Annotated in this window: 21 protein-coding genes and 1 pseudogene; 3 read left to right on the top strand and 19 right to left on the bottom strand. The window is 67.2% G+C overall.

The annotated features are described in order from the left end of the window. Positions 1-57: 57 nt before the first annotated feature. The 16 genes and pseudogenes from MW290_RS04205 to MW290_RS04135 form a co-directional block, all read right to left on the bottom strand. Positions 58-600, bottom strand: a complete 543-nt coding sequence (locus MW290_RS04205; RefSeq protein WP_250196037.1) for a hypothetical protein — start codon at positions 598-600, stop codon at positions 58-60. Further along, complete coding sequence (locus tag MW290_RS33000) at positions 601-735, bottom strand: hypothetical protein (protein ID WP_259373458.1); 135 nt, start codon at positions 733-735, stop codon at positions 601-603. Positions 736-744: 9 nt separating this feature from the next. Then, entirely contained in the window at positions 745-1,692 is a 948-nt protein-coding gene (locus MW290_RS04200) for a cation diffusion facilitator family transporter (protein WP_250196036.1), read from the bottom strand. A gap of 46 nt (positions 1,693-1,738) precedes the next feature. Next, a complete protein-coding gene (locus MW290_RS04195) occupies positions 1,739-2,074 on the bottom strand; it encodes a P-II family nitrogen regulator (protein ID WP_250196035.1) in 336 nt (111 codons plus the stop codon). Beyond that, a complete protein-coding gene (locus MW290_RS04190) occupies positions 2,071-5,202 on the bottom strand; it encodes an efflux RND transporter permease subunit (protein ID WP_250196034.1) in 3,132 nt (1,043 codons plus the stop codon). Before MW290_RS04190 ends, MW290_RS04195 begins: the two co-directional genes overlap by 4 nt. A 15-nt stretch (positions 5,203-5,217) precedes the next feature. Then, a complete protein-coding gene (locus tag MW290_RS04185; RefSeq protein ID WP_127997009.1) occupies positions 5,218-6,420 on the bottom strand; it encodes an efflux RND transporter periplasmic adaptor subunit in 1,203 nt (400 codons plus the stop codon). Then, positions 6,417-7,733 carry a TolC family protein gene (locus tag MW290_RS04180; protein WP_250196033.1) on the bottom strand — a complete coding sequence of 439 codons (1,317 nt, stop codon included), beginning with the start codon at positions 7,731-7,733 and terminating at the stop codon, positions 6,417-6,419. The genes MW290_RS04185 and MW290_RS04180 overlap by 4 nt, the downstream gene beginning before the upstream one ends. 99 nt (positions 7,734-7,832) lie before the next feature. Continuing rightward, positions 7,833-8,180 (bottom strand): cobalt-zinc-cadmium resistance protein, encoded by a 348-nt coding sequence (locus MW290_RS04175; protein WP_310740111.1) that lies wholly within the window; start codon positions 8,178-8,180, stop codon positions 7,833-7,835. Positions 8,181-8,772: 592 nt separating this feature from the next. Continuing rightward, the gene (locus MW290_RS04170; protein WP_250196032.1) at positions 8,773-9,108 is read right to left on the bottom strand and encodes a helix-turn-helix domain-containing protein; all 336 of its coding nucleotides are present in this window, start codon (positions 9,106-9,108) and stop codon (positions 8,773-8,775) included. Positions 9,109-9,265: 157 nt separating this feature from the next. After that, positions 9,266-9,472 (bottom strand): annotated as a pseudogene (locus MW290_RS04165) (sigma 54-interacting transcriptional regulator); the annotation flags it as partial. 244 nt (positions 9,473-9,716) lie between these two features. Next, positions 9,717-10,790, bottom strand: coding sequence for an ACR3 family arsenite efflux transporter (gene arsB, locus MW290_RS04160; RefSeq protein ID WP_250196031.1), 1,074 nt, complete (start codon positions 10,788-10,790; stop codon positions 9,717-9,719). Positions 10,791-10,793: 3 nt separating this feature from the next. Continuing rightward, entirely contained in the window at positions 10,794-11,288 is a 495-nt protein-coding gene (locus MW290_RS04155; protein WP_250196030.1) for an arsenate reductase ArsC, read from the bottom strand. Positions 11,289-11,318: 30 nt separating this feature from the next. Further along, positions 11,319-11,654, bottom strand: a complete 336-nt coding sequence (locus MW290_RS04150) for an ArsR/SmtB family transcription factor (RefSeq protein ID WP_250196586.1) — start codon at positions 11,652-11,654, stop codon at positions 11,319-11,321. Between the two features lie 5 nt (positions 11,655-11,659). Next, positions 11,660-12,967, bottom strand: coding sequence for an organoarsenical effux MFS transporter ArsJ (arsJ, locus tag MW290_RS04145; RefSeq protein WP_250196029.1), 1,308 nt, complete (start codon positions 12,965-12,967; stop codon positions 11,660-11,662). A 7-nt stretch (positions 12,968-12,974) separates the two neighbouring features. Continuing rightward, positions 12,975-13,415: a hypothetical protein gene (locus tag MW290_RS04140; RefSeq protein ID WP_510532249.1), complete on the bottom strand. Its 441-nt coding sequence runs from the start codon at positions 13,413-13,415 to the stop codon at positions 12,975-12,977. A gap of 54 nt (positions 13,416-13,469) precedes the next feature. Further along, the gene (locus MW290_RS04135; protein WP_250196585.1) at positions 13,470-15,551 is read right to left on the bottom strand and encodes a heavy metal translocating P-type ATPase; all 2,082 of its coding nucleotides are present in this window, start codon (positions 15,549-15,551) and stop codon (positions 13,470-13,472) included. 257 nt (positions 15,552-15,808) lie between these two features. Between MW290_RS04135 and cadR the strand changes: the two genes are divergently transcribed. Then, positions 15,809-16,252, top strand: coding sequence for a Cd(II)/Pb(II)-responsive transcriptional regulator (cadR, locus tag MW290_RS04130; RefSeq protein WP_250196027.1), 444 nt, complete (start codon positions 15,809-15,811; stop codon positions 16,250-16,252). Positions 16,253-16,426: 174 nt separating this feature from the next. Here cadR and MW290_RS04125 read toward each other — a convergent pair whose 3' ends face one another. Continuing rightward, positions 16,427-16,684, bottom strand: a complete 258-nt coding sequence (locus MW290_RS04125; RefSeq protein WP_250196026.1) for a heavy-metal-associated domain-containing protein — start codon at positions 16,682-16,684, stop codon at positions 16,427-16,429. A 179-nt stretch (positions 16,685-16,863) separates the two neighbouring features. Between MW290_RS04125 and MW290_RS04120 the strand changes: the two genes are divergently transcribed. Then, complete coding sequence (locus MW290_RS04120; RefSeq protein ID WP_250196025.1) at positions 16,864-19,323, top strand: heavy metal translocating P-type ATPase; 2,460 nt, start codon at positions 16,864-16,866, stop codon at positions 19,321-19,323. A 2-nt stretch (positions 19,324-19,325) separates the two neighbouring features. Next, positions 19,326-19,811 (top strand): Cu(I)-responsive transcriptional regulator, encoded by a 486-nt coding sequence (gene cueR / locus MW290_RS04115; protein WP_250196584.1) that lies wholly within the window; start codon positions 19,326-19,328, stop codon positions 19,809-19,811. 58 nt (positions 19,812-19,869) lie between these two features. On the opposite strand, the gene MW290_RS04110 is transcribed toward cueR, so the two are convergent. Beyond that, complete coding sequence (locus MW290_RS04110) at positions 19,870-20,256, bottom strand: hypothetical protein (protein WP_250196024.1); 387 nt, start codon at positions 20,254-20,256, stop codon at positions 19,870-19,872. A 172-nt stretch (positions 20,257-20,428) separates the two neighbouring features. Further along, positions 20,429-20,716 carry a hypothetical protein gene (locus MW290_RS04105; RefSeq protein WP_250196023.1) on the bottom strand — a complete coding sequence of 96 codons (288 nt, stop codon included), beginning with the start codon at positions 20,714-20,716 and terminating at the stop codon, positions 20,429-20,431. Positions 20,717-20,833: the final 117 nt, after the last annotated feature.

The raw sequence follows: 20,833 nt of genomic DNA, 5'->3' as shown, positions 1-20,833 counted from the left end.
CTTGCCCGTGCTGTTCGAGCACCGGCAGTCGCTCGCGTCACGAGGTCGCAAGCGCCTTCAACCAACGTCCGCAACCAGTCGGAGGTTGCGCGTGCGTTCGCGGGCGTCGTCGATCGTTCCCGGCTCGAGGCGGTACTTGCTGCCCCAGGCCCAAATCAGTCCGATGACCTCGACCACCAGCACCTCGCCGGCCTTGCCGGAGATGTCCAGGCGGGCCGTGCCTTCCGGCCATGTGGCGGTCAGCACATGCTGTCCAGGCGCCAGCCTCAGGCGCGCGAAGCTCTCCGGCACCGTTTCGACGGGGACCGCAGCGTCAGTGACCACCGGGATCACGTAGCCGGTATCGCCCCAGCGCTTGCGCACGAGGAAGACGGTGAGGCGATCGGGCGTCCCGCTGAACTCGCGCGCCTGCGCTTCAGCTTGTTCCGGAGGGATCGGCCCCGTCGTGCAGGTCAGTTTGGGGCGGTAGCTTTTGCCAATGCGGAAACAGTACGTCCCATCGGCGTTGGCCGAGCGCAGGGGTTTGGTCATGCAACCGGTGGTCAGCAGCGCCGTGCCACCCAAGGCTGCGGCGAGCAACTTGCGTCGATCGAAGCTCATTCACTTCTCCTTCAATTGGCGGAGATGGCGCGTGGTCGCCGCGTCGACGACCGGATACGCGGGTGGTTGGGGATGCGGCCGCTGTGGCTCCTCGTGCAACCAGACGCCATGGCGCACGCCGGTCTGGCTGTCCACGCTGCAGGTCTAGGCATGGGCATCCTCACGCGATGTGGATTCGTCGCCGCTGCCCCCGGGACCAACGGCCACGTCGGCTTGTGCGCACGGCTGCGTCTCGAGCTGGACCGTCGTGTGGGTGATGTGATGGTCCGCCGCGAGGACTGCGCGTGCCCGCTCGAGAAGGTCTGCCGGCACCGCTACCTCGGGGGCATGCACCAGGTGAACCGTGAGACTGGGCCGGCCGCTGGTGACGGCCCACACGTGAAGATCGTGCACGCCCAGAACGCCCGGCAGGCCCAGCAGGGACTGCCTGACCGCCGCCATGTCGATGCCTTCGGGAACCCCTTCCAGCAGGATGTTCAGGGTGTCCTTCAAGAGCACCCAGGTCCGCGGCAGAACCCACAGCCCGATGGCCACCGCGATCACCGAATCGACCCAGTTCCACCCAGTGACGCGAATCACGATCGCACCAGCAATCACGCCGATCGATCCCAGCATGTCGCTCCACACCTCGAGATAGGCACCCTTGACGTTCAGGCTGGCGTCCTTGCCCGAACGCAACATCCACATGCTCGCGAGATTCACCACCAGCCCGAGCGCCGCCACCACCAGCACCCCGGTCGTCTGCACCTCCTCGGGCTGGCGCCAGCGCTGCCACGCTTCGAACAGGATGTAGCCGGCGACGCCGAACAACAGCAGCGCATTGAAGGCCGCCGCCAGGATTTCGAAGCGGTGGTAACCGTAGGTGCGGCGCTGATCCGCCGGCCGGCGGGCGATCCTGATGGCCGCCAATGCAATCGCGAGCGCGGCCACATCGGTGAACATGTGCGCAGCATCGGACAGCAGCGCAAGGCTGTTCAGAACGACGCCCCCCACGACCTCGGCGATGAGGAAGGCCGAGGTCAACACCAATGCCCAGCGCAGGGAGCGCTCCTTGGTCGTTGCCGGCAAGGCGTGGTCGTGCCCCGCGCTCATCGCCCGACTCTCCCTCGCCACCGAACCGGGCAGGCCTGCTGCCGCGTCATCGGATCGGCTCGGCCGAGGCTATGTCCATCACGTAGATCCAGCCGGCCACGGCCGACCCGGTCCTGGCCGTGCGCCGGATGACGTCCACCAGCGCGGGGACATCTTCGTCGTGGCAATGCAGTTCGACCTTGTACTCGTTGATGATCTCTTCGCCGAGTTCCAGCGAGTAGTGGCGCTCGGCATCGTCCAGGGGCACGAGCGACCCCTTGACGACGTAGACCGCCAGGTTGTGCTCGTCGTGATCTGGATTGCCCCAGACCGTCGAGCCCTTCAGCCCGGCAATGACGTCGGCGATGCGGCTGGCGTGGACGTAGGCCTTGATTTCCTTCATGGTGTCGCTCCTTCTTCGATGGCGGGAACCGATAGGGGCTGCCTGCGGCGCTCGGCGCGCAGTTCAGCCCATTCGTAGATCAACGGAAGCAGCAGCAGCGTCAGCGCCGTCGAGGTGATCAGCCCGCCGACAACGACGGTCGCCAATGGCCGCTGGGTCTCGGCGCCGACACCGGTGGACAGCAGCATGGGGATCAAGCCGAGGATGGCCACCGACGCCGTCATCAGCACGGGCCGCAGCCGCAGCGCAGCCCCTTGCCGGACCGCCTCTCTCACCGACAGCCCGTGTCGTCGCTGATCGTTGAGGAACGAGACCAGCACGATGCCGTTGAGCATCGCGACCCCAAAGACCGCGATGAAGCCGATCGCCGACGGGACCGAGACGTACTGTCCCGTGACGAACAAGCCGATGATTCCGCCGATGATCGCGAAGGGCACGTTGGCGATGATGATCGTCGCGTGCCGCAGCGAATTGAACGCGGTGTACAGCAAGAGGAAGATCAGTCCGATCGTCAGCGGCACGATCAGGGCCAGACGGGCCAGCGCGCGTTGCTGGTTCTCGAAGGCGCCGCCCCACTCGACCCAGTAGCCGGCCGGCATCTGCACCGCTTCCTTGAGCTTTGCGTCAGCCTCCTTCACGAAGCTGTCGACATCGCGGCCTTTGACGTCCATCTGCAGCACGGCATAGCGCTGCAGGGCCTCGCGACGCACGAACGAATACCCTTCGTCGAGCTCCAGCGTGGCCACCTGCGAGAAGGGCACGAGCGCTCCTTCGGCGGTGCGGATCGGGATGGAGCCGATCGCCTCCGGATCGGTCCGGAAGCCGTCGGCCAGGCGTACGGCGATGTCGAAGCGCTTGGTGCCATCGATCAGCGTCGACACGGCGCTGCCGCCGATGCCGGCCTGAACGACCTCCAGGATCTCGTCGGCGTTGATGCCGTAGCGCGAGGCAGCTTCGCGGTTGACCTTGATGACGAGCTGGGGCTTGCCCTTGTTGGCCTCGGCCGACAGATCGGTGACGCCTGGTACCTTCTCCAGCACGCTCTTGGCTTGCGCCGTCAGGCGGTCCAGGGTCTCCAGATCCTCGCCGTACAACTTCAGTGCCAGCGTCGCGCGCACACCCGAGATGAGTTCTTCCACCCGCATCTGGATCGGCTGCGTGGCACCGAAGACGGAAGTCGGGACGACCTTCTCCAGGTCCTCCTGCATCTGCGATGCCAGCGCCGAGTAGGACGCCTTCTCCGGCCATTCGGCCTGCGGCTTCATGTCCACCAGCACTTCCATGTAGTTCACGTCCGCGGTCTCGCCCTTCTCGGCGCGGCCGATCGTGGCGAGCACGGAGCGAACCTGCGGGTACTTCGTGCGCAGGGTGGTATCGACCGCCTGTGACACCTGCAGCGATTCGTCCAGCGAGGTCGACGGGATGCCGGTGACGCGGAACATGATGGCGCCCTCCTGCAACTGCGGCATGAACTCCTTGCCGAGCAACGGGAACAGGGCCAGCGTGCCCACGAGCAGCACGAGTGCCGTGCCGATCACGCGCTTCTTGCGCTCCAGCGCCCAGTCCAGCAGCGGAACGTAAGCCTTCTTGGCCCAGCGAACGAGAAAGGTGTCCTTCTCTTCCTTGGGCTTGAGGATCAGTGCAGCCAGCACCGGAACGAGCGTCAGCGACAGGACCAGCGAGCCGGCCATGGCGAACGTGATGGTCAGGGCCATCGGCTTGAACAGCTTGCCCTCGAGCCCGGTCAGGGAGAAGAGCGGCAGGAACACGACGATGATGATCAGGATCGCAAACGCGATCGGGTTGACCACCTCGCGCGCGGCTTCCAGCATCACGTGCGTCTTGTTGATCGGCTTGCCGGACCCGCGCGCATGCGAGAGCAGCCGGAACGCGTTCTCGACCATGACGACGGCGCCGTCCACCATCATCCCGGTGCCGATCGCCAGCCCGGCGAGCGACATGAGGTTGGCCGACAGCCCGAACCGCTGCATCAGGATGAAGGCGATCAGCATCGACAGGGGCAGTGTGACGATCACGACGATCGCGGACCGGAACTCCCCCAGGAAGAGGAACAGGATCACCGCCACCAGGATCGCGCCCTCGACCAGGGAGCTCTCTGCGGTCTTCAGCGCCTTCTCGACAATCTCGGTGCGGTCGTAGATCGGTTTCAGCGTCACGCCCTTGGGCAGCGCTGCCTGCGCGATGGCGAGCTTGGCCTTGACGGCGTCGACCACGGTCTTGGCGTTTTCGTTGACGCGCGACAGCGCCATGCCCAGCACGGCTTCCTTGCCGTCGCGGGTGACGGCACCGAAGCGCGGTGCCGGCGCCTCGACGACCTTGGCCACGTCGCGCACGCGGATCGGCGCACCGCCGCGTTCGGCGACCACGATGCCGCCGATGTCCGTCACATTGCTCACCAGACCCAGACCGCGCACCAGGTACTGCTCGCGGCCCAGATTGATGGACTGCCCGCCGACCTGCTTGTTGTTGGCCGTCAGCGCTTCCATCACCTGCTTGAACGACAGCTTGTACTTGACGAGTGCGTTCGGGTCGATCTGCACCTGGAACTGCTTCTCGTCGCCACCCCAGGTGATGATGTCGTCCACACCGGGCGCCGTGCGCAGGATCAGCCTGACGGTCCAGTCGTGCAGCGTCCGCAGGTCCATGCTGGACAGGTTCTTGTCCGCCGACTCGACCGTGTACCAGAAGACCTGGCCCAGCCCGGAGCTGTTCGGGCCGAGAACCGGTTCGCCGTACCCCTGGGGCAGTCGGCCCTTCACGTCCTGCAGCTTCTCGCCGACCAGGCGGCGCGCGAAATAGATGTCGACGTCGTCATCGAAGTAGACGCCGACATAGGACAGGCCGAACAGGGAAACGGACCGCACCTCCTGAACGCCGGGCAGGCCGGCGAGGGCGCCCTCGATCGGGGCCGTGAGCAGTTTCTCGACGTCTTCGGCTGCAAGGCCGGGTGACTCGGTGTAGACGTTGACCTGGATGGGCGTGACGTCCGGGAAGGCATCGACCGGGACCTGGCGAAACGCCTGCACCCCGAGACCGATGACGATCAGGAAGGCGACGATGACCAGGACTTTGTATCGAAGCGAGGCATCGACAATGGCGTTGAGCATGATGGGTAATCTTTCTCAGTGGCCTTCGCCGATTTGCGACTTCAGCAGCCGCGCCTTCAGGGCATACGCCCCTTCGGCAACCACCTGCTCACCGGCCTTGACTCCAGCCCTTATCACCGTGCGTCCGCCGACCTTGTCCCCGGGTTCGATGGCCCGCGGCTCGAAGCCGCCGCCTTCTGCCACGAACACCGTGGGCTGCCCTTGCAGCAGCAGAATCGCCGCGCTGGGCACCGACAGCGCCGGCGCACGCGCCGCACCGGTCTCGATCGTGGCGCTTGCGAACATCTCCGGCTTGAGCCGGCCGTCTTTGTTGGAGACCTCGATGCGAGCGGGAGTCGTGCGGCTGTCCTTGTCGAGCATGCTGGCGACGTAGGTCACGCGACCGGAGAAGCGCTCGTTCGGGTAGGCATTGACGGTGACCATTGCCGCGGCGCCGACCTTCACGCGCGCGAGCTTGTCCTCGGTGAGATCGGCCTCGATCCAGACCGTCGAGAGATCGGCCACGGAGAACAGCGGCTCCGCCGGTGAACCCAGTTCGCCAATCGTGGCCTTCTTCTGGACCACCGTTCCGCCCAGCGGAGCGGTGAGGGCGAACGTCGATGCGGCGCGTTCGGTGTGCGACGCTGTACCTCCCAACAGACGCAACTTGTCTTCTGCGGCGTGGAGGTCGGCGTTTGCCGTCTCCAGCGATGACTTCGCGCGCAGGAGTTCGCGCTGCGGGATGATCTCGTCCTTGGCCAGCGACTCCGCGCGGGCGTAGTCGGCCTGCGCGACGCGCTGTGCCGATCGCGCCCGCTCGAGGGCGGACTGTGCTTCGCCAAGGGCCACGCTGTCGAGGACAGCCAGCACCTGACCGGCCTTTACGGTGTCACCCAGCTTCGCCGTGACTTGCACGATGCGCCCTTCGACGCGCGGAGCCACGCGGGCCACGCGGTCCTGGTTCGGACGGATCGTCGCGGTGACGGTCACCGTGTCGGCGAAGCCCTGCTCAGCGAGCTTCTCGAGCTTGATGCCGGCACGCTGCGCGTCTTCGGCCGAAAGCTTCAGGCCGCCTTCCTCCTTGTGCCCTCCCTCGGGAGCGGAAGCGGCCTTCTCGGCGGACTTGGCCTCGGCGGACTTCTCGCCGCCGCCACAGGCGGACAGGGCGACTGCCAGAGCGAGGGCCAGCGTCGTCAGCACCAGCGACGTGGACGAGCCGTGCGGTTTCGAGTTCTTCATGGTTGGGTTCCTTCTTGCGGCCAGCCGGCTGCGAGTTCGAGGGCAATGCGGGTGCTCTGGTAGTCGGCGAGCGCGTCGATCAGGTCGCGCCTGGCATCCAGGGATTGCCGGCTGACGACGATCAGTTCGAGCAGGCCGATCTGTCCCGCTTGTTGCGACTTGACGGAGAGTTGCTGGTTGTCCGCCAGGGCAGGGAGCACGGACTCCTGCAGCCGGCGAATCCGATCCTCGAGGCTGGCCAGCCGCGTCCACAGCGAACTGACGCTTGCTCGGGCATCGCGCTGCGCCGTCTGCCGCTCGATCTGTACCTGCGTGAGCTCGGTCTGGGCTGCGCCGATGCCTGTGGAATTGCGCTTGAACAGCGGCAAGGGCACGGACAGGGTCAAGGTCGTCAATCGTTCGCGCGCCGCCCCGGGCCCCTCGCGACCGACGTTCAGCCCCACGGTGACGTCCGGGTAGGTGCTGGCCCGTTCGAGCTTCAGCCTTGCGGCGGCACTGGTCTCGCGCGCGGCCAGCGCGCCGGCGCGAGGCTGGTTGTCGGCACTCGCAAGCAGGGCGTTGAGGGAGTAGCCGGGTCGCTGCGCCGAGAGTTCACCTGTCGCCTTCGGCAGGCTCTCGGGCGGCAGTTGCAATTGCCTGGCCAACTCGGCGCGTGCCTCGAGCAGTTGCTCTTGAATCTGGGCCAGCTGATTGCGCGCGCGCTCGGCCTCGACGCGAGCGACGTTGGCGTCGAGCCGCGTGTCCTCACCCGCCTGCCGTCTTCGCTGCACCGCGGCGGCCGTGTCATCGAAGAGCTTCAGTGCCTGCGTCTCCGTGTCGGCCCGCTGCTGCAGCGCGAGCACGCGCGTGTGTCGCTCGGCCACGTCTGCACGAACGCGGCGACGGACTTCGGCGATCTCCAGCCGCAGGGCGGCCAGCGCAGCACTGGTGGCCTCGCGACGGTAAGACGGCTGGCCGCCCACCTCGAAGGTCTGGGACAGACCCGCACCCCACTCACTGCGGCGTTCCGACCCGGTGGTCGAGGGCACCGATCGTCGCGTCTGGTCGACGGACAACTGCGGGTTGTTGTAGAGCCACGCGCCCGCGTCGGCCCGCTGCCCTTCGGCCGCCGACAGTTCGGCCATCTTCAAGCGCAGGGTCGGGCTTGCCGCCTCGGCCAGCGCAAGCGCTTCCGTGAGGCTCAGACGCTGCTGCGCCTGAGTCGGTGCGGCTTCGGGGGCGAGGACGCCAGGCTGTTGCGCCGGGACTTGCGCCTGCCCGATGTTGGACAAGCAGAGCAGGGCACCGGCAAGGGCCAGCGACTTCGTTCGCATCGAATTCTCCAGGTTGCAATGAACAACAAAGCGGAAGAATTCGGCGAGGCGTCAGTCGCTAGGGGGCAACCTCAATGGATGTGACAGTCCCTCGCCGAATCAGGCGGCGAGGAACCATTTGGGACGTTCGATCCGGCCGGGGCGACCGGAATCCAGAAGAAGAAGCGTGGTCAGAGCCAGGACGGAGGACTGGATCGCAGCAACCGAAGCGGTCTGACTGGCACAGGGTTGCACGCAACCAAGGTGGCAAAACGCACAGTCCAGATCATCTGCGAGCACCGAGGCCTTCTTGGCCGCGGAACCTGAATCGGACTCGGCACTCGCCTGGTGTTGATGGCTGTGGTGCCCGAAGTGCCCTGAACTCGGAGCCTTCTCGTGGCCGCAGTAGGTCGCTGCCGCGCCCCAGGCAAACTGGAGCGGCAGAACAGCCAGCAGAAAGAGGAGCACCAAGCGACGCACAAGCGGAGTTTAGCGGACTCGGACGAAACGCTGCTTGCCGAGCCCCATCGCGGACATTCCCGTGGAAGTCAAGTGCCCGCGTGGCGCGACATGTTGCCGATTCAGGTGGGACGACGTCCCATCTGCTTTGCCGGATCTCGCGGGACCGGCTCCCAGGAGGGTGCTCACGCTGCCAATGCGGGTGCTGCGGTTCAAGGACGATTCGCTGGCGGACTGGGGCGAAGTGAACGGCCTGCTCGATGCCCACATCGAGCTGCGCGGCCGAGCGCGACCGGGAACCGCGTGCCCTCGAGGAGCAACTGCGCAGCCTCAGGGACGCGTGGTCGTCACCGCATGCGGCGGCCGATTGCGACATCCTGAAGCGCATCGACCAAGCGGGGGCGCACGTCGCGGCCCAGGGCAGGCGCAAGCATGTGCGCGGTGCGCACTGTGAGCCTGACCGGGCAGGCGTCGAGGGGCGCCGCTGCCGCGGCAAGGGTCGGAACCGGCCGACCTGCGGTGGGCGAGCATCCGAACAAGAAGGTAGGCGCGTTCGTCGACGACCGTGCCGGCGCGGTCGCGACGTTGGCCGAGAGATCCGCTAGGCGTGACGCTCCCCGGAGCCGGGCCCGCTCTCGACCTTCATCTTCTCCCGCAGGGTCTTGCTGCTGATGCCGAGCACCCCCGAGGTCTTGATGACGCTGCCCCCTGTGCGCTCCAGCGCGCTGTGGGTGTGCCGACGTCCTGCCTCCTCGACCATCGCGTGCAGTGGCGCGAACGCGCCCGACGTGCCATCGGCAGGCGCAGTGCCGCGCTGCGTAACCGGGGCATCGGGCACGTCCAGGATGCCCGCTTCGCTGAGCACCACCGCTCTTTCCAGGAAGAATCTCAGCTCTCGGGCGTTGTCTTTCCAAGTCCGGGCCATCACGTCGCGCATGAACGCTTCCGACACGCGCCGCGGGCCGGCCCTGCTCGATAGCGATCCGCTGCAGCATGCGCTCGGTCAGCCAGCGGATGTCTTCCGGCCGTTCGCGCAGCGGCGGCAGACCGATTCGGATGACGGCGAGCCGGTAGAACAGGTCTTCGCGGAAGGTGCCGGCCGCCATGTCGGCGTGCAGATCGCGGTTCGTCGCCGCGATGATGCGGAAGTCGCTGCGGGTCACCTTCTCCGAGCCCAGGCGGAAGAAGCTGCGCTCCTGTGGCGCGCGCAGGAGCTTGGCCTGCATGCGGGCCGGCAGTTCGCCGACCTCGTCGAGGAAGAGCGTGCCGCCGTCCGCGCGCTCCAAGTAGCCGCGGTGCATGCGCGCTGCCCCGGTGAAGGTCTTCTTGTAGCCGAAGAACTCGGCCTCGACCGCCGCATCGTGGGCCGTGCGTTCGATGATGCCGATCGTGCTGCGGCACTTGCTGCAGCACGACCCTAGAACCTTGGTCTGCATGACGCGTCCTTTGTGACCACTGTGCGCTGGCGCGCCTGCGGCACGTTGACTTCGATCCTGCGCCAGGCGATAACCTCATCGGTGCGGTCTATCCATCCTGCGGGCGGGTTCAACCCCGCGCGCCGGCCTCGTACCAACCCTTGCTCCGGTTCACGACGCGCACCACCAGCAGCATCACCGGCACCTCGATCAGCACGCCCACCACCGTGGAGAGCGCGGCACCCGACTCGAAGCCGAACAGGCTGATCGCCGCGGCCACCGCCAGCTCGAAGAAGTTGCTGGCGCCGATCAGGGCCGAGGGGCAGGCCACGCTGTGTGATTCGCCGAGCCGGCGGTTCAGCCAGTAGGCCAGGCCTGAGTTGAACAGCACCTGGATCAGGATCGGCACCGCGAGCATGGCGATCACCAGAGGCTGCATCAGGATCGCCTCGCCCTGTAAGCCGAACAGCAGCACCAGCGTGGCGAGCAGGGCGGTGATGGACCACGGCCCGATCTTCGCGAGCGTTGCGTCAAACGCCGCCTGCCCCTTGGCCAGCAGCGCCTTGCGCCACAGCTGCGCGATCAACACCGGGATGACGATGTACAGGACGACCGACGTGATCAGCGTGTCCCAGGGCACGGTGATCGACGACAGGCCGAGCAGCAGCGCGACGATGGGCGCGAAGGCGAACACCATGATGGTGTCGTTCAGCGCCACCTGGCTGAGCGTGAAGAGTGGGTGGCCGCCCGTGAGCCGGCTCCACACGAAGACCATCGCCGTGCACGGCGCCGCGGCCAGCAGGATCAGTCCGGCGATGTAGCTGTCGGCCTGGCCCGCCGGCAGGTAGGGTGCGAACACGTGGCGGATGAAGATCCAGCCCAGCAGCGCCATCGAGAAGGGCTTGACGGCCCAGTTGACGAACAGCGTCACGCCGATGCCGCGCCAGTGCTGCTTCACCTGGCTCAAGGCGCCGAAGTCGACCTTCAGCAGCATCGGGATGATCATCACCCAGATCAGCAGACCCACCGGCAGGTTGACCTTGGCGATCTCCATCTTGCCGATGGCCTGGACCGGCCCGGGCAGCAGTTGGCCGAGGGCGATGCCCACGACGATGCACAGGAAGACCCAGACGGTCAGGTAGCGCTCGAAGACGCTCATCGGTGCCGGCGCGGCCAGCCCGGCGGGCAGAGCGGCGGTGGACATGGTTCAGCGCGTCCCGATGTCCTTGATTTCTCGCTGGATGGCCATCTTGTCCAGCGACGCGAAGGGCAGAGCCAGCATCAGCTCGATGCGGCGCTTGAGCACGATCGCCGTGTCCCAGAAGACCTTGGCCTTTTGCTCGTCAGTGCCCTCGAAGGCGGCCGGATCGGCCACGCCCCAGTGCGCCGTCATCGGCTGGCCGGGCCAGACCGGGCAGACCTCGCCGGCCGCCTTGTCGCAGACCGTGAACACGAAGTCGAGCTCGGGCGCGCCGGGCCGCGCGAACTCGTCCCAGTCCTTGCTGCGAAAGCCATCGGTCGGGATATGCATTTCCGACAGTGTCCTCAGCGCGAACGGGTTGACCGACGTGCCCGGGTGGCTGCCCGCCGAGAAGGCCTGGAAGCGACCGCGGCCCAGGCTGTTGAGGATGCCCTCGGCCATGATCGATCGCGCCGAGTTGTGCGTGCAGACGAAGAGCACGTTATAGACCTTGTCGCTCATGAAGCGTCTCCGGAAATTAGGTGGTTCGGTTCAGCAGGTGGTGCATGCCGTGTCGGCCGCCACGGGCGCCGCGTCGCATGTGACGGCTTGGCAGCAGTGCGCCGACAGGTAGGCGAGCAACTCGTTCATGGTGTCGATGCTCGGCCGGTAGATGAGGTGCCGGCCGTCACGCTCCTGCGTTAGCAGGCCGGCATGCAGCAACTCCTTGACGTGGAAGGACACGGTCGAGGGCGGGACGGCCAGTTCGCTCGCAATGGCGCCCGGTGTCATGCCGGCGGGACCCACGCCGACCACGGCGCGATAGATGCGCAGGCGCACGTCCTGCGCCAGTGCACCAAGTGCCCGCACGGCGGCCTTCTCGTCCATCATGGTCAGGTCCCCTGGTGTGTCGCGGCTGTGGCGGGTGCCTGGACCTTCGTGTCCAGGCCCGCGCCCTTGACCTCGGGACCATCGAGCGCCGGCTGCTTGGCGTCCTGCAGGCGAGTCGGCAGCGCCAGCGTGACCAGCCAGCAGGTCACGAGCAGCGCCGCCGATCCGGCCAGCGACCAGGCCAGCCCGCCCCACTGGTAGAGCAGGCCCGATAACAGGGTGCCGAAGAAGCGGCCCAGGGCGTTGGCGGCGTAGTAGAAGCCCACGTCCTCGGCGGCCTTCTCCGAACCGGCATAGGCCAGGACCAGGTAGGAGTGCACCGAGGAGTTCACCGCGAAGGCGAAGCCGAACACGGCGAGCCCTGCGACGACGACCCACTCGAGGTTCGGCACCTTCGCCAGCACCAGGCCGGCCAGGACGATGGGCACCAGCGCGAGCAAGGCCGACCACAGGCGGGCGGCCGGCACTTCGGCGCTGAGGCCATCGTCGCTGCGCCGGACGAGGGCCGGGGCGGCCGCCTGCACCACGCCGTAGCCGATGGTCCACAGCGCCACGAAGCCGCTGACCATCGTGAACGTCCAACCCGAGGCATACAGGAACACCGGCACGCCGACCACGAACCACACGTCGCGCGCGCCGAAGAGTGCCACCCGTGCGGCCGCGAGCAGGTTGATGCCGCGATTCTTGGCGAACAACTCCTTCGCCGACTTCGAGGCCTTGCTCTTGCCCATCAGCGGCGGCACGAAGCTGACGACGCCGATGAAGACGATCGCCAGCAGACCGGCCATGATCCACAACGCGGCCTGGAAGCCGACGGCCTGCAGCAGCAGCCCGCCGAGGAAGAAGCCCACGCCCTTCATCGCGTTCTTGCTGCCGGTGAAGAAGGCCACCCACTTGAACAGCTGGCCCGAGGCGTCGCCCGCCGTCGCCTTGCTGGCGGACTTGCTGGCGGTCTTGGTCAGGTCCTTGGCGACGCCGCAGATGCCTTGCGCAGCGACGACCCAGGCGACCGACAGCGCGACCGACCAGGTCGGCGACAGCGCGGACATCAGCAGGAAGCCGGTGATCTCGGTGAACAGGCCTACCGTCAGCATGCGCTTGATGCCGTAGCGCGTGGCCAGCCAGCCGCCGATCAGGTTGGCCACCACGCCCATGGCCTCGTAGAGCAGGAACAGGAAGGCCAACGTGAAGGGCGAATAGCCGAGCCGGTAGAAGTGCAGCAGCACCAGCATGCGCAGCGCGCCGTCGCTGAGGGTGAAGCCCCAGTAGGCGGCGGTGACGATCGCGTAGTTGCGGGTGCCCTGGTTCATGGCTGCCTCAGATGCCTTGGCGCTGCATGTGGCAGGCGAGGTCGACCATGCGGCAGGCATAGCCCATCTCGTTGTCGTACCAGGCGTAGACCTTCAGCAGGGTGCCGTCGGTCACCATCGTCGAGGGTGCGTCGACGATCGAGCTGCGCGTGTCGCGCGCGTAGTCGGCGCTGACGAGCGGGCGCTCCTCGTAGCCGAGGATGCCGGCCAGCGTCCCTTTAGCTGCTTGCGCGAACAAGGTGTTCACCTCGGCCGGCGTGGTCTCGCGCTTGAGCTCGAACACGCAGTCCGTCAGCGAGGCATTGAGCACCGGCGCGCGCACGGCGTGGCCGTTGAGCTTGCCCTTGAGCTCGGGGTAGATCAACGCGATGGCGGTGGCACTGCCTGTCGTCGTCGGTGCCAGGCTGAGCATCGCGCTGCGCGCGCGGCGCAGGTCCTTGTGCGGCAGGGTGCGTGCAGCCGCGTGGAGTGCAGCGGTCGCGTTCGTGCATCCATGGCCACCTCAGTTTCGTTCCGGGTTGCGCAACAGGCGCAGGCCGTTGAAGACCACCAGCAGGCTGGCCCCCATATCGGCGAAGACGGCCATCCACATGCTGGCGCTGCCGAACAGCGCGAGCACCAGGAACACCGCCTTGATACCCAGGGCCAGTGCGATGTTCTGCCACAGCACGGCGTGCGTGCGCTGCGACAGGCGCACGGTCTCGGCGATGCGCCGCAGGTCGTCGTTCATCACGACCACGTCGGCAGCCTCCATCGCGATGTCCGTCCCGGCCGCGCCCATGGCCACGCCGATGTCGGCCTGGGCGAGTGCCGGCGCGTCGTTGATGCCGTCGCCAGTCATGGCCGTGGCACCGTACTGCTGCTGCAGGGCGAGGATCGCAGCCAGCTTGTCCTCGGGGAGCAGGTTGCCGCGGATGTCCGTCAGTCCGGCCTCGTGGCCGATCGCTTCCGCGGTGGCCTGGTTGTCGCCGGTCAGCATCACTGGTGTGATGCCCATGGCCTTGAGCTCGCCGACGGCGGCGGCCGACGAGGGTTTGATCGTGTCCGCCACCGCGAAGAGCGCGAGCACGCCGGTGGCCGTGGCCAGCAGGCTCACCGTTCGGCCGGCCTTTTCGTGCCGGCGGAGCACGGCCTCGATCTCGGCGGAACACTGGCCACGCTCCTCGATGAGGCGGTGGTTGCCCAGCACGTAGCGTTCGCCGTCGATGTCGGCCTCGATGCCGCGCCCGGAAAGCGCGGCAAAGTTCCGGGCTTCAACGTTGTTCGGCGTCAGCCCGGCGGCGATGGCACGCGACACCGGGTGGTCCGAGTGCGCGGCGAGGGCGGCCGCGACGTGCTCCGCCCGCGGCTTTGGCGTGCCGGTGGCCACCATCTGCCACTCGACCAGGCGCGGCTTGCCCTCGGTGATGGTGCCGGTCTTGTCGAGCGCGATGGCCTTGAGGAGGCGCGCCTGTTCCAGGTGGACGCCGCCCTTGACGAGGATGCCGCGCCGGGCCGCCGACGCCAGGCCGCTGACCACGGTGACGGGTGTCGAGATTACCAGCGCGCAGGGGCAGGCGATGACCAGCAGCACGAGCGCCTTGTAGACGGCCGCCAGTGCCGTCCAGCCGAATAGCCATGGGCCGGCGATGGCCACGGCCAGCGCCAGCACGAACACCGCCGGCGTGTAGATGGCAGCGAAGCGGTCGACGAAGCGCTGCGTGGGCGCGCGGCTGCCCTGGGCCTGCTCGACCGCATGGATGATGCGGGCCAGCGTGGACTGCGACGCCGCCGCCGTGACGCGGCATTCGATGGTGCCGGTCTGGTTGATGGTGCCGGCGTAGACCGCATCGCCCGGTCCCTTGTCCACCGGCAGGCTCTCCCCGGTGACTGGGGCCTGGTCGATGCTCGTGCTGCCTTCGGTGACGACCCCGTCCATCGCCACGCGCTCCCCCGGCCTCACGCGCACCGTCGCGCCGATCGGCACCTCGCGCACGGGCACGGACTTCCACGTGCCGTTGGCTTGCTGGAGGTCGGCCGTGTCGGGCGAGAGCGCCAGCAGCCCGCTGATCGCATTGCGGGCGCGGTCGACGGCGCGCGCCTCGATCAGCTCGGCGATGGCGTAGAGCGCCATGACCATCGCGGCCTCGGGCCACTGGCCGATGACGAAGGCACCAGCGACGGCCACGGACATCAGCGCGTTGATGTTGAGGCGTCCGTCTCGCAGTGCCGACAACCCCTTGCGGAAGGTGCTGAAGCCCGCCAGAGCAATGGCAGCGGCGGCGATCGCCAGGCCTGCCGGTCTTGACCAGGGTGCATCGGGGACGAAGAAGGACAGGCCCTCGGCGGTGATGGCCAGCGCGAGCGCGGCCAGCAGGCGGGGGAGGCCCGTGCCGGTCACCGCATCGTGTTCGTGCGCCCCGGCCTCGCCGTCGGCAGGGGAGTCCGACGCTTCGGGCCAGGGGTGGATCTCGAAGCCGGTGCCACGGATCGCCTCGACCGCGGCGAGCGCCGCCTGGGGCTCACCTTCGATGCGAAGGCTGCGTTCGCCCAGTTGGAAGCGCAGCCCCGTCAGCCCCCGGATACGTTCGACGGCGCGCCGGATCTCGGATTACTCGGCAGCGCAGTCCATCGCAGGGACCCGAAATCGCTGACCACCCCGGTCCTGCTGCCCGACTGGCGCGGTCGCGACGCCCTCGACGGAACCGCAGCAGTCGCCACAGCTGGAGGGTGCCGGGGCGCGGGACGGCGACGTCGCGATGTCATGGGTGTGTTCATGGGCCATGTCGCCATTGAAAACCCTGAAGTGAGTATAGAGTCAAGGTGCATTACAAGCCCGTGCCTTCGCAAAGGAGTCCGACCATGCGCATCGGCGAACTGGCCCAGGCCAGCGGAACGCCCATCGAGACGATCCGGTTCTACGAGCGGGAGGGCCTGCTGCCCGCTGCGCCGCGCACGGAGGGGAACTACCGCATCTACACCCCGCAGCACGCCGAACGGCTGGGGTTCATCCGCCAGTGCCGCAACCTGGACATGACGCTCGATGAAGTGCGCGTGCTGTTGCGGTTCAAGGATCAGCCGCTGGCGGCTTGCGGCGAGGTGAACAGCTTGCTCGACGAGCACATCGGCCACGTGGCCGAGCGGATCCGCGAACTGCGCGGGCTCGAGAAGGAACTCCGCAGCCTGCGGGCTGCCTGCTTGACGCCACATGTGGCCGCCGACTGCGGCATCCTGAACGGCATCGATCAGGCGGGAGCGCACGGGGCGGCGCAGCGCAAACGCAGGCACGTTCGCGGCGCTCATTGACCCACTTGTGAGTGATGCCATTCCAACGGGCTCGCCAGCGACAACGAACGATTTCCTAGTTGACTCTGGATTCCCAAGGCCACTCAGCTTCTGCAGGCGATGGCCGGACTCTATGTCCCGCGCCCTTCCCGAAGGGAGGGGCCCCGCAGGGCGCCGCTCGTCTCACCAGAGGGCTCAGTGGCACCCGCCGCAGCACGAACCGGACGGCTTGGTGGGAGCGGTCGGGCCTGCCTGCACGGGCACCGGCGTGTAGCCTGCGTCCGTGATGGCCTCTGCCAGTTCCTCGGCGTCGGCAGAGGCCGGCTCCACCTGCACGCGGTGCGAGGCCAGGTCGATCGCGACCTTGGCATCCTTGTCCGTGGCCTTCAGTGCCTTGGTGATGGTGCTGACGCAGTGGCCGCAGGTCATGTCGTTGACTTCGAAGGTGATCATCGCTATCTCCAGTGGGACGGTTGGTAACGCTCATACTGTCGACCTTTCCACCGTTGTAAGGTCAAGCCATGAGTTGGAGAGACCCCTCTAGCTGCAGGCAGAAGCCAACGGTACTCTTGACCTTTCCATTGTTGGAACCTTGACGATGCGCAAACACTGAATAGCACATCGAGGCACCCATGAGCACAGCCGCACTGTCCAATCCACTCGGAATCAAGCTCCAGGTCACCGGGATGACATGCGCCTCGTGCGTCATGCGCGTCGAGAAGACGCTCAAGGCGGTGCCCGGGGTCAGGGAGGCGAGCGTCAACCTGGCGACGGAGGAGGCGTCTGTCAACGCCGATGCTTCCGTGACGGCGGATTCGCTGGCGGCGGCCGTCCGCAAAGCCGGCTACGACGTGGCGACCACCGAGACAACGCTCCTGGTAGAAGGCATGACTTGCGCGTCCTGCGTCACGCGTGTCGAGAAAGCGCTCCGCAAGGTACCCGGCGTCTCCGGCGCCACCGTCAACCTGGCGACCGAGAAGGCAACCATCCAGGCGCTATCGACCGTGCCGGTTTCGGCGCTGAAGGCGGCCATCGAGAAGGCCGGTTACGCGGCGAAGGGCCTTCAGGACGAGAAGCCCAAGCCAGCCCATCGCCTACCGGTCTGGTGGCCAGTGGCGGCAAGCGCTGTGCTGACCCTGCCGCTGGTCACCCCGATGCTGCTGTCGCTCTTCGGCATCGAATGGATGCTGGGCGGCTGGGCGCAACTGGCACTGGCGACGCCGGTTCAGTTCTGGCTGGGCTGGCGCTTCTACCGTGCCGGCTGGAAGGCCGTACTCGCCAAGACCGGCAACATGGACCTGCTGGTGGCGCTGGGCACCTCCGCCGCCTACGGACTTTCCGTCTACCTGCTCTTCAAGCACGCCGGGCACGGCATGCCGCACCTCTACTTCGAGGCCTCGGCGGCCGTCATCACGCTGGTCCTGCTGGGCAAGTGGCTGGAGCACCGGGCCAAGCGGCAAACCGCCCACGCCATCCGCGCGCTGAACGCGTTGCGGCCGACCACTGCGCGGGTCCGCTGGGATGGCGAGGAAGTCGACATTCCGGTGGAGCAAGTCACCGTGGGCGACCTCGTCGTCATCCGGCCGGGTGACCGCGTCGCCGTCGACGGCGAAATCGTCGACGGGCGCAGCCACATCGACGAGTCGCTCATCACCGGTGAGAGCCTGCCAGTACCCAAGGCCCCCGGAGACAAGGTCACCGGCGGCGCCATCAACGCCGAAGGCGCGCTGACCGTTCGCACGACCGCCATCGGCGCGGAGACGACGCTGGCCCGCATCATCCGCATGGTCGAGTCGGCGCAGGCGGCCAAGGCGCCGATCCAGCGCATCGTCGATCGCGTGAGCGCGGTGTTCGTTCCGGTCGTCCTGCTGATTGCGCTGGCGACCTTCCTCGGTTGGGCGGCCTTCACGGGGGACTGGGAACACGCACTGATCAACGCGGTGGCCGTGCTGGTCATCGCCTGCCCCTGTGCGCTGGGCCTCGCGACGCCGACAGCCATCATGGCCGGTACCGGGGTCGCCGCGCGACACGGCATCCTCATCAAGGACGCCGAAGCGCTGGAGGTCGCGCATGCGGTGACGGTGGTCGCCTTCGACAAGACCGGTACGCTCACCGAAGGCAAGCCTTCGCTCGCGGCGGTGGCGGCGGCCGAAGGGACCAGTCGTGATGAGGTGCTGCGCCTCGCGGCCGCGCTCCAGAAGTCGAGCAGCCATCCGCTCGCGGTGGCGGTGATGGACAAGGTGCGCGAGGAGCGGCTGCCGGTGCCGGAAGCCCAAGATGCGAAGGCGCTTCCGGGTCGTGGTGTCGAAGGCGCGGTCCGAGGCCGGAAACTGGCGCTGGGCAGCACGCGGATGCTGCGCGAGCTCCAGTTGGACGAGGGCCATCTGCTGGGCGAGGCGCGGCGGCTCGAAGGGCAGGGGAAGACCGTGTCCTGGCTGGTCGGCTCGGAAGGGGACCAGTGGCGCCTGCTGGGATTGCTGGCGTTCGGTGACACGATCAAGCAAAGCGCCGCTGCAGCGGTGGCGCGGCTCCATCAGCTGGGAATCAGGACGGTCATGCTGACCGGGGACAGCCGGGGCGCGGCCGAGGCTGTCGCGAAGGCACTCGGCATCTACGACGTGCGCGCCGAAGTCTTGCCGGGCGACAAGGCGGCCGTCGTGAAGGAACTGCGCGACGCCGGCGCCGTGGTCGCGTTCGTCGGCGATGGGCTGAACGACGGCCCCGCACTCGCCGCGGCGTCCGTGTCGTACGCGATGGCGGGCGGCGCCGACGTAGCGACCGAGACCGCTGGCATCACGCTCATGCGCGGCGACCCGCGGCTCGTGGCGGATTCGCTGGACATCTCGCGCCGTACCTACTCGAAGATCAAGCAGGGCCTGTTCTGGGCATTCGGCTACAACGTGCTTGGCATCCCGCTGGCCGCGCTGGGGATGCTGAGTCCCGTCATCGCTGGCGCGGCGATGGCCTTCAGCAGCGTGAGCGTCGTGGCCAACGCATTGACGTTGCGGCGCTGGCAGGGTGCCGCTGACGCGCCGGCCGCGCAGCGCCCGGAGCAATCGCAGCCCGTGGCCGTGTCAGGGAGCACCAGATGAGCATGAACATCGGCGAAGCGGCGAAGGCCTCGGGGGTGTGGGCGAAGATGATTCGCCACTACGAGAGCGTCGGGTTGTTTCCGGAAGCGGCACGAACCGAGTCCGGCTACCGCCAATACACGGACAAGGAAGTCAGCACGCTGCGCTTCGTCCGCCAGTCGCGCGACCTGGGCTTTTCCATTGAGCAGATTCGCGAGTTGCTCGGGCTGTGGCAGGACCGCAAGCGTCCGAGCCGCCAGGTGCGCGCGTTGGCGCAGGCCCACATCGAAGAACTGGATGAGAAGCTCGAGGAGCTCCAGTCCATGAAGGCGACGCTCGAGCACCTCGTGCATTGTTGTCATGGGGACGATCGGCCCGATTGCCCGATCATCGACTCGCTGGCGCAGGAACGAAGCGAACGGGAGAGGCGTCCTGTTGGAGAGACCGGAAAAAGCCGTCGCGGGACAACTGGGCTGCGGGCGGGACGACGCGGGCGCGCGACCGCCTGACTGCGCGTGCCGGCATTGGACAAGAGGACCGAGTCATCGTTGGCCCCCAATGCCACGGCTAGAGAATCCGCAGATCGCCGACGAGTCTCGTTCGGCGTGCGCGCCGCTTCGTGATCGCTTCGTCCTCCCGCGACCAGCCAAAGGAACCACCCCAGACCCAGAAGTCCCCTGCAAGCCGGATGAACCGGACCTGTCCAAGGACGCCGGTGAACTCGATGGCGCCATGATCCTGCTCGAAGTCAAAGACGAGGCGGTGGACGCCAGCCTGGAGTCGCATCCGGACCATGGACTGGGGCACGGTCTCGATGGGGCGCGAGTCATCCACCGACACTGCAACGAGGTGGCGTGTGTCTCCCCAACCGCTGCGTACCACGTAGACGGTCAACGCATCGGGATCGGCCTCGAAGCGTTTGGCCTCGGCCTCGACTTCGAGGCCGGGTGTCAACTCCGAAGTGCAGACAATCGGGCGCTTCCGGACGTTTCTATAACAGTAAGGGCCGCCGCGCCGGCTGATATTTGGCTCCGTACTGGCACAACCCAGGAGTACCAGCGACGTTGCCGATGCGGCGAGCAACAGGATGCGCCGACGTGCAATCACGGTGCGCCCCCAGGCGTTGCTACTGGCGCTTGTCTGCGTCGGGCTTGGCGGTCGCCACGGGTTCGTTCGAGCACCAGCCGCGATTGCTGGTCCGGCAGCGCCACGTGCCGTCCCGCATCGCCTTCTCGACCTCCGCGCGAACCTGTTCTCGCGTGAGCGCCGCGGGCCGGGCCGGCTCCGTCGTGTTGGCGCCAGCGGGCGCGCCTTGCGCCATCTGGTGTTGAGCCGCTGCGAAGATCGGGGAGCCGACCATGATGGCGGCGGCCGCAAGCGTGCGGGTGACTGTGAAGATGGAGTTTCTGCGCATGGTGAACCTCGTCAGTTTGTTGATGAATGCGAGGCTTCACTCTAGGGACCGCGTGCCGACCAAATGCGGACTGAAAGATGACCAACTCGTAATCGAGGCGACTTAGCGGCTGGTGGA

This window comes from Aquincola tertiaricarbonis, assembly GCF_023573145.1.
Lineage (GTDB): Bacteria > Pseudomonadota > Gammaproteobacteria > Burkholderiales > Burkholderiaceae_C > Aquincola > Aquincola tertiaricarbonis_B.
Note: the sequence above shows the minus strand (reverse complement) of the source record. Positions and strands in the feature narration are given on the sequence as shown.